13 protein-coding genes are annotated in these 7,529 nt (G+C 40.6%); 2 read left to right on the plus strand and 11 right to left on the minus strand.

What is annotated here, in order from left to right; all coding sequences use genetic code 11:
* Nucleotides 1-14: 14 nt before the first annotated feature.
* The 11 genes from DW650_RS17295 to DW650_RS17345 form a co-directional block, all read right to left on the minus strand.
* Nucleotides 15-632, minus strand: coding sequence for a Gp15 family bacteriophage protein (locus tag DW650_RS17295; RefSeq protein WP_118210646.1), 618 nt, complete (start codon nt 630-632; stop codon nt 15-17).
* On the minus strand, nt 629-1,096 hold the full coding sequence (locus DW650_RS17300; RefSeq protein WP_118210647.1) for an RNA polymerase subunit sigma: 468 nt from the start codon (nt 1,094-1,096) through the stop codon (nt 629-631). The genes DW650_RS17295 and DW650_RS17300 overlap by 4 nt, the downstream gene beginning before the upstream one ends.
* A gap of 79 nt (nt 1,097-1,175) precedes the next feature.
* Nucleotides 1,176-1,724 carry a phage tail tube protein gene (locus DW650_RS17305; protein WP_243103011.1) on the minus strand — a complete coding sequence of 183 codons (549 nt, stop codon included), beginning with the start codon at nt 1,722-1,724 and terminating at the stop codon, nt 1,176-1,178.
* Between the two features lie 20 nt (nt 1,725-1,744).
* Complete coding sequence (locus DW650_RS17310) at nt 1,745-2,200, minus strand: hypothetical protein (protein WP_118210648.1); 456 nt, start codon at nt 2,198-2,200, stop codon at nt 1,745-1,747.
* Entirely contained in the window at nt 2,201-2,626 is a 426-nt protein-coding gene (locus DW650_RS17315; protein ID WP_118210649.1) for a hypothetical protein, read from the minus strand. It abuts the gene before it with no gap.
* Nucleotides 2,613-3,032: a hypothetical protein gene (locus DW650_RS17320; protein WP_118210650.1), complete on the minus strand. Its 420-nt coding sequence runs from the start codon at nt 3,030-3,032 to the stop codon at nt 2,613-2,615. Before DW650_RS17320 ends, DW650_RS17315 begins: the two co-directional genes overlap by 14 nt.
* A 16-nt stretch (nt 3,033-3,048) precedes the next feature.
* Nucleotides 3,049-4,101 (minus strand): major capsid protein, encoded by a 1,053-nt coding sequence (locus tag DW650_RS17325; protein WP_118210651.1) that lies wholly within the window; start codon nt 4,099-4,101, stop codon nt 3,049-3,051.
* Nucleotides 4,102-4,104: 3 nt separating this feature from the next.
* Nucleotides 4,105-4,767 carry a hypothetical protein gene (locus DW650_RS17330; protein WP_118210652.1) on the minus strand — a complete coding sequence of 221 codons (663 nt, stop codon included), beginning with the start codon at nt 4,765-4,767 and terminating at the stop codon, nt 4,105-4,107.
* Between the two features lie 266 nt (nt 4,768-5,033).
* Complete coding sequence (locus tag DW650_RS17335) at nt 5,034-5,249, minus strand: hypothetical protein (RefSeq protein WP_118210653.1); 216 nt, start codon at nt 5,247-5,249, stop codon at nt 5,034-5,036.
* 9 nt (nt 5,250-5,258) lie between these two features.
* On the minus strand, nt 5,259-5,846 hold the full coding sequence (locus DW650_RS17340) for an ORF6N domain-containing protein (RefSeq protein ID WP_118210654.1): 588 nt from the start codon (nt 5,844-5,846) through the stop codon (nt 5,259-5,261).
* Between the two features lie 111 nt (nt 5,847-5,957).
* Nucleotides 5,958-6,209: a hypothetical protein gene (locus DW650_RS17345; RefSeq protein WP_118210655.1), complete on the minus strand. Its 252-nt coding sequence runs from the start codon at nt 6,207-6,209 to the stop codon at nt 5,958-5,960.
* A 142-nt stretch (nt 6,210-6,351) separates the two neighbouring features.
* Here DW650_RS17345 and DW650_RS17350 point away from each other — a divergent pair, with 142 nt between their 5' ends.
* A complete protein-coding gene (locus tag DW650_RS17350) occupies nt 6,352-6,804 on the plus strand; it encodes a helix-turn-helix domain-containing protein (protein ID WP_158576234.1) in 453 nt (150 codons plus the stop codon).
* A gap of 110 nt (nt 6,805-6,914) precedes the next feature.
* Nucleotides 6,915-7,484 carry a hypothetical protein gene (locus DW650_RS17355; protein WP_118210657.1) on the plus strand — a complete coding sequence of 190 codons (570 nt, stop codon included), beginning with the start codon at nt 6,915-6,917 and terminating at the stop codon, nt 7,482-7,484.
* Nucleotides 7,485-7,529: the final 45 nt, after the last annotated feature.

Genomic DNA, 7,529 nt, shown 5'->3' on the forward strand with positions numbered 1-7,529 from the left:
GCAATCCTCTCTTTCTAAGCTAATCCAAGTTCCTTTTCTGCTTTCTTCTTTGCTCTGATCTCTGCCATCATCTGATCGTATTCGTCAATCTTTGTTTTCTCATCCTCAGTATACTCTTTCTTTTCTTCCGGCTGTTCTAAGGCATACATTTCCTGTGCTTCCTTAATCGCCTGTCTCTCTTCTTTTCCCATCTTGGATGTGATTTTCTTCCTGCGGATCTCTATAACCTGTTGGAATGATGACTGTTTATAAGGCATATTCCAGAGCAGACCATTGAACATCCACCAGTGCATATCATCCAAGGAGAGATCAATCCCGTATATCTGCCGGAAGTCTGCATAAATACGCCACTGGTCAATGTCGTAATCTACCAGTCTGCGATTATCTTTTGATGATTCCGGTTTGTCATGGAACCAGCCATTTAGAAACCACTCCACACACTGACGAAGATCATCCCCGTCCGGGTGCTCCCGTTCATCGAACAGCAGATAGATCAGTGCATCACTCTTCTCATACTCATTCAGTTCTTTGTCATACTGCACAAGGAATACCTGTATGCCGATACGAAATGATGTATTAACCTTGTAACCGTTCCATTCCTCAGGCAGCGGATCAAGCATGACATTAATCATGTCCGTGCTCCTTTTCTGCCGGAGTTATAGCGTTTTCTGGTCATCTCGTAACGCTTGCCGAAGAGCTTATTCATGACTGGGATGATCTTCTCGACAAATTCCACCAGTGCCGTCTCGTCCGGAGTGAAATCTCCATACACGTTCTTTACCGTATCTTCCCCAAACAGACCGTCGATCTCTGCTGCAATCTGTTTCAGGTATTTCACCCGGATTCTGTTTGCCTGTAAAACCGACTCAACATCAACGTTGTCAGAATCTACCTCATCCTGTGCATGTTCTTTCTTCCATGCTGCCGCCTCTTTCTCACAGTTCTCGGAGATTCTTTCCAGTTTGTTGATGACCTGTCCGAATCGCTCGGCTGTGTCGGCATCTGCGACATTGATGCTCAACACGGTAACGACATCCCCGTCCTCATTTTTAATTGCAATTTTTCTGACACCACTGTCTAATACTAATTCTTCCATAAATTACCATCCTTTCAGAAATCGGGCAGGACTAAAAGAAACCCACCCGATTATGCTAATTTGTAATTAACACCGCTTATTATTTTCCAGATGTATTGGATACTTTCGGCGCCCATGTGAATGCGCCATCTGAACCAATTGTGATTGTTCCAAGTTCTACTGCTCCATTGCCGTTGATCTGAATGGAAGATGTCAGTGTGTCACCGCCAGATCCACCAGTACTTGACGGACATACCGTGACAGGTACGCGGATACAATCGCCTGTGCCTTTTGTAATGTCTGTTTTGTAATATCTGTAATAATATGTCTCACACTGCTTTCCGGTCGGGAATAACTTGAACATCGTATCGATTGCAGTCTGCATATCGTCAGACATATAATCACGCTCCGGTGTTGTGGAAAACTCATATCCCTTTACCGTATTGTTTGCATTTTTCATATTGACGTACTGGGTTGACTCAGTATTCGGTCCCCAGTCCTCTGTGATCTCTTTGTAGCCATCGCCCATCTCTACGATCTTGGCTGTGCTTCCGATGAGTGTACCAATATCAAGCAGAGAAACCATATTTGTACGATCTTCTGCGAAAAACTGTAAATTCGTATTCATAATGAATGCACTTTTCTTCATGACTTCTTATCCTCTCTTCCCTACTTTTTATAAAAATATTTAAGCTGCATATTCACAGCATACATAACCGTTTTATCATCCTGTTCACTGCCAAACACTGGGGAAGTCCTTGCGATTGACTGCAATGTCAGATGCGGGTCCTTGAATTCGATCCCGCTCTCTTCCATCCATGCAGCAAGATTGTTTAACATTTCCTGTGCTTCAATGCTTGCCTTATTGGTAGTTGGTGCACATTTATAAACCATCTGAAATGGCATCTGTGCCACATAACTGCCACTGACATACTTTTTCAGATATACCGCTCCCTGCATCGGGAATAACCCGATAGACCTGTCTGTATTGACAGAGTTCCATCTTATCGTTTTGTTGTCTGCCTTGAATAATGCAGGATAATCCGGATAAGCCATAGCAAGTGCAAGAACACCTTTTTGTGCGTTCTCTGCATCCTGTATAGTAAGTTTTTCCTTCTCTTCCATTTACACGCCCCCTACTTCAAAATGAGGAAGAATGTCCTCATATTTGTCGATGTTCGTTACCTTATAGACATCATCAAAATTGTTTCGCATCCATTCGTAAGCGTCCGTTTCCGGCAGATCAACGGCTGTCTGATCTCCCTTGATAAAGAAATCCTGTGCCGGATTGAATGTCAAAAAATACTGCTTGCATTTGTCCGGCATATTTTCCCACTCTTTCGGCGGAAGGTACGGTTTGACAATATTTTTGAAATCAACATACAATTTCACTGTATCCGCACTATCTATGCCGCTCTTAGAGATGTTCGCACCCTTGGTTTCCACCAGGTCTACGCACTCAAGCAGTGTCGGATAGTACGTTTCTTCCTCGGTTTCTGCATTGAATGAGCGGCTGAATAGTGTGACAGTCTTGTTATCAAAGAATCCCATAATTACACCCTGCATATAATAATCCGGTGCCGGACAGGTATTCGCACACCGTGTCATAACACAACCGGTTCTGTGCTACCTTATCCCCAAGCACCTTATCAATAAGCGTTTCATTACTTCCGAAGCTAATTGACCGCCCACCAGAGGACATTGACTTCACATTGCCGCCTTTTTCATCACTGGCATGACTGGTCTTGAAATCTATCTGATAGAGCAGATCTGCAAGTGCACAGGTGGCTTTCTGAATCCGTTCGTCAAATTCTGTTCTGGTATCATCGTTGATGTTCCCATAGGTCAGCTGATCCAACTTCATAGATGCTTTATCTTCCCACTTGGGGAAAAGGGATTCCTCGATAGAATCCCCATAGTATTTTTCTTTGTAGAAGTCATATGTGGTGTATCCCATCAGAAATCCCCTTTCTTTATCCTCTGGTAATGATCTGCGCAATGTTGATCGCTCTTGCCGGGAAATAATCCGGTTTATCAGAAGAGTTGTTCTGTGCAATCTCCCAGTTTGTTCCTGTCTCCAGCTGTGCATTAGTCGGAGAAATCACGCCTGTGTTCTTCCAGGAAATACCATACGGGGCAAACACTTTTCTCTGTCTGGTATACAGTGTTGTCTCTCCACCGTTCTTCGCCGGATTACGATCCATTTCAGATGCAACCTTTACACCACAGTTTGTGTACTCGATTGCTCCGTTGCCAAGAACATAGGTGGTATATTTTGTATATCCATCCCCCGCACCCTTAGAAGATTCTGCAACTTCCACAGCCGGCATCGTATCGTCAATAAGTACGATCCTGCCGTTTAAGGTAGCAAGCCCCAGATCACGTTCGATACCATCGGCATCTGTATATTTCATGTAATCCAGCAGCTTAAGATTCTCCAGATTTGTAGCGACCACAGAATGCATGATTGCAAGTGAGAAGTTTGCTTTCTTATCTCCCAGTGCTTTCTGCATTGCATTGTTAAGGGTTGTAGGTCCGAAAGTATTTTCTGTTTCTGCAGTAATATCGTAGGTGTGCGCATCTACGAACTTCTTACCCTCTCCGGTACTCATAGAGAACACACCTTTAAGAATGCTAAGAAGCGTATCCTGGTCTACATCATCCCAGAACTCTGCGACCTCTCCGGCTGCTGCGGAATAATCATCCCCCGAAATATCAGATACAAAATCTTTCTCTGTCCATCCCTGCGCCCTGCCGACAACGATACGCCCCATAGTGTAATTGCCGCGCTCTTCTGCTGTAATGTCTGTTTTGCCGTCGTAATTCACGGTCTTTCCGGATAAACGCGCCTTGATCAGAGTTGTGATAAAGTTACCGCCCTTCTGATCCGGCAATAAAGATGCATACTCGCCACGCTCTACGATCGCGCCGCAATGAAGCAGTTCATTTAAACGCAGATTCGGAGTCTCGCGCACTGCTGCATCGAATACTTCACCATTGAAATTTACCAAATCAAATAATGCCATGTGTTATTTCTCCTTCTTTCTGTTCAGATATGGCGTAATGTCCATATCCGGGTTTTTGTTTTTGAGTTTCATAAGTTCAGCCATAGAAAGTTTTGCCCCATCCGGCTGATTAATTGGATTTCCAACAATCTGGCTGCGGTTCTGCTGCGCCTGGAATGTCTTTTCGTCAATGAGAATGTCCGGCTTATAATTGCCTTTATCATCCTTGACAATGGTGTCAAACAGATCTGAAATACTTTTTCCGCGTGCTTCATCAGAGTTAAGTTTGTCGACCAGCTGCGCTTTGATCGCGTCTGCCGTGATAGCATTAACAAAATGCTTATCAGCAAAGAAATCTGTTACAAGACCATCAAGCCTTGCCCTTTCGTCTTTCTCCGCACGTTCCTTACGTTCTGTCTCCAGTGTGGTCGTCAGTTCTGCAATCTTCTGATTCAGTGCATCTGCATCCGGTGTGGAATCTCTCATAGTCTGTAATTCCTTTTCAAGAGTTTCCTGCTTTCCTACAAGTTCCTTATTTTTTTCTTCGAGTTCCTGCGTTTTGGAAAGTTTCTTGTCCAATTCCTGCTTAGAATATAATTCCTCGCCCATACTCTTTTTGATGGATTCTTTCTGCTCATCTGTCAGTGACAGACCAATCTTCTCCAATTCGCTGATTACTTTTACCATGTTCCTTACCTCTTTCTTTCCAAGTTTTTACTCCGGTCAGTCCGGCGCGAATGAGTTGCTATTTACTCCATAGCTGGCAAAATACAAAGAAAAAAGCACGCCCAAAAACAGGACGTGCCTTAACAACATCCTATATTTTTTCTAGGGTAGCGGACGGCTTCCTACGTTCCGTCCGGTGCTTATTTATTTGTTAATATTATTTTATCATGAGTGTGGAATAGATTTGTGCCATTTTTATGTAAAAAGAGAGCCTGTTTCCAAGCTCTCTAAGCACCACCATACTTTACACATTTCGCCTTTTTGCTTTGGCTGCCTTTTGCCCCTGTGCGTATCCAAAGAAAAAAAGCATTATTAATTGCTTCATATGTATTTGCGCTCGCATTACTGATATGTATAATATTTGACGCAAACATATCATAATTTTTATCAATTTTACCTCTTGTATCGCTTATCACTTTCATAGTATCTTTTATTCTTGCCATAGTGCCCCCCTACCGTGTGATAATATCCAATGCTAATTGCTCATATGCCGGAATTTTAACAAACTGCTCTCTGACTTCAATTCCTGCCTGATTGAATATTGATTTAACCACCATAGCAATTTCATGCGGGCAGGCACCCTCTGACTTCATTATACGCTCAAATAAACGACCAGCATTTGTTGCACTTTCCAGTGCCGCCGGAGATACTGGATACTGATATGTAATGGAATGTACTGGCTGTGGATTGAAATAATTTTCTTCTAAGCAATCAAACTGTTGCCACGCCTTATCTGTGTCAAGAATCTTACAGTGTCTACTTGCTCCTCTCTTTGTCCATAAGTAAATTTGATTAATGTTAGGTTTCACAGCGTAAATATCATTTACGTTGCGCTTGAACATCCGCAGTTCCTCTCCTTTGAGAATGTAGTAATGTTTTCCTTCCGTAAATCTATCTTTGTTGTTATTGAAATTTACCCTAACATTATCAGCCGATGTTTCATAAACGTCTGCCAGTTGCGCCGTTGTAATAACTCTCTCGCCATTCCACTCTACCGCAACAATCCGTTTGTCATTCACTTTTACTACTTCATTCTGCATTTTGCAATTCCTCCTTGCAAAAACTGGCGGAATCCCCTATAATGCGAATAGGAAATTCCTATATTTAATAGGTTCCATTTTGAGTAAACACGAACTTTGGTCGGTGGGTGTTTACTCTTTTTTTTGCAACTTTTTTGTTTCCATTTTGCCAACATTTTTTGCAAAAAAAATTTTTTCTTTTTCTTCTAATGTCTTAATTTTCAACATAATGCATAATTCTTCGATTTCATTGGCTTTAAACTGTGTTTGGTTATTAATTTTCTTTTGTAATCCATAAGTAGTCAAGCCGACCTTCGAAGCTATGTAATACTTTTTTAATCCAGACTCATCTATTCTCTTACATAATTTTTGTGTATCTACCATTTTTCATCCCTCCTTTCTTATTGTTGGCATTTTGTCCACATTTGTTATGTTACTCTTTTGTTTAATAATTGTCAACATTTATTTCAATAAAAGTTGAATTTTTTTCTACACAATGCTAATATATAATTACGAGGTGATTATAATGGAAATTGGTGATAGAATTCGAAAAAAACGTGAAGAACTCGGCATGTCCCAAGAAGAACTTGCAAAAAAAATAGGATATAGATCAAGATCGTCTATTAATAAAATAGAAAATGATGGACGTGGGCTTCCTCAATCAAAAATATTATTAATAGCAAAAGCTCTCGAAACCACTCCTGATTTTTTGTTAGGTTGGGATGATGATGAAACAAATTTTTACTCTGATGAAGTATTATATGGAATAAACGCAATGACTTCCCTTCTACAATATCTGTATGACGATGTAGATTTTCATGAATATCCTCTTTGTGATACTTTCGATGTTGTACTAAAAAAAGATTCTACCGAGGTCACTCTAACTGAACTGGAATACAACTTATTGTTTGATTTCATATGCAGTAATATTCCAAATTATATTAATCTTGTCAAAAGTAAATCTCCACAAACCGAATAATATTTCTTAAAATCCCCGCCTACGTTATGTAAGCGGGGGACTTTATAATGCACATCTGCTCTTAGTATGCTAAAATACTCTTATCTCTTAGTAGAAAGGAGCATCCGCCAATGTCAATAATGCAAAAAATACTCGATTTATTCAAACTTCCAGACGCTACAAATTCCGTCGCATCTGTTCAGATAGCTGCCACATCCACATATACACCAAACCCTAAAATGGAGCAATATTATAAACGTGAAGCACGCAAAAAAGAGAATAACTTAAATATAACCTATCAAGACGTGGCTATTTATGATATGAAACCTTTCGATTTAAAACACCAATTCATTTATGAGCATTTCACATGCATCTGCCTAGATACCTATAATCTTGATAAAGCATACGAATATCTTCATAACGCTAATGCTCTTATCAAACCTTTTTATAAATATTTTAAAGGTACCCTATTACCAAATAAAATTGACACTAATCCTGCTATAGGGAGTAACCTTCCCGTTTCCCATCTTAGACTTACCCCATATACCTCGACCATGCGGAAATGCAAATATCCATTTTATCTGTGGTTAAGTTCTCATGGTAATCATGGCGATTTTTATCTTTATAAATTATATTTTGACCAAAACGGTGATTTTAAAAAAGGAGATTTATCTTTTACCAGTAAAAACGTAAGTACGTAATCATCCGTATCTGTCAGCAACTATATTTTTCTGATACACTCTTTT

The sequence above is a fragment of the Roseburia sp. AM23-20 genome (assembly GCF_003470905.1).
GTDB lineage: Bacteria > Bacillota > Clostridia > Lachnospirales > Lachnospiraceae > Roseburia > Roseburia rectibacter.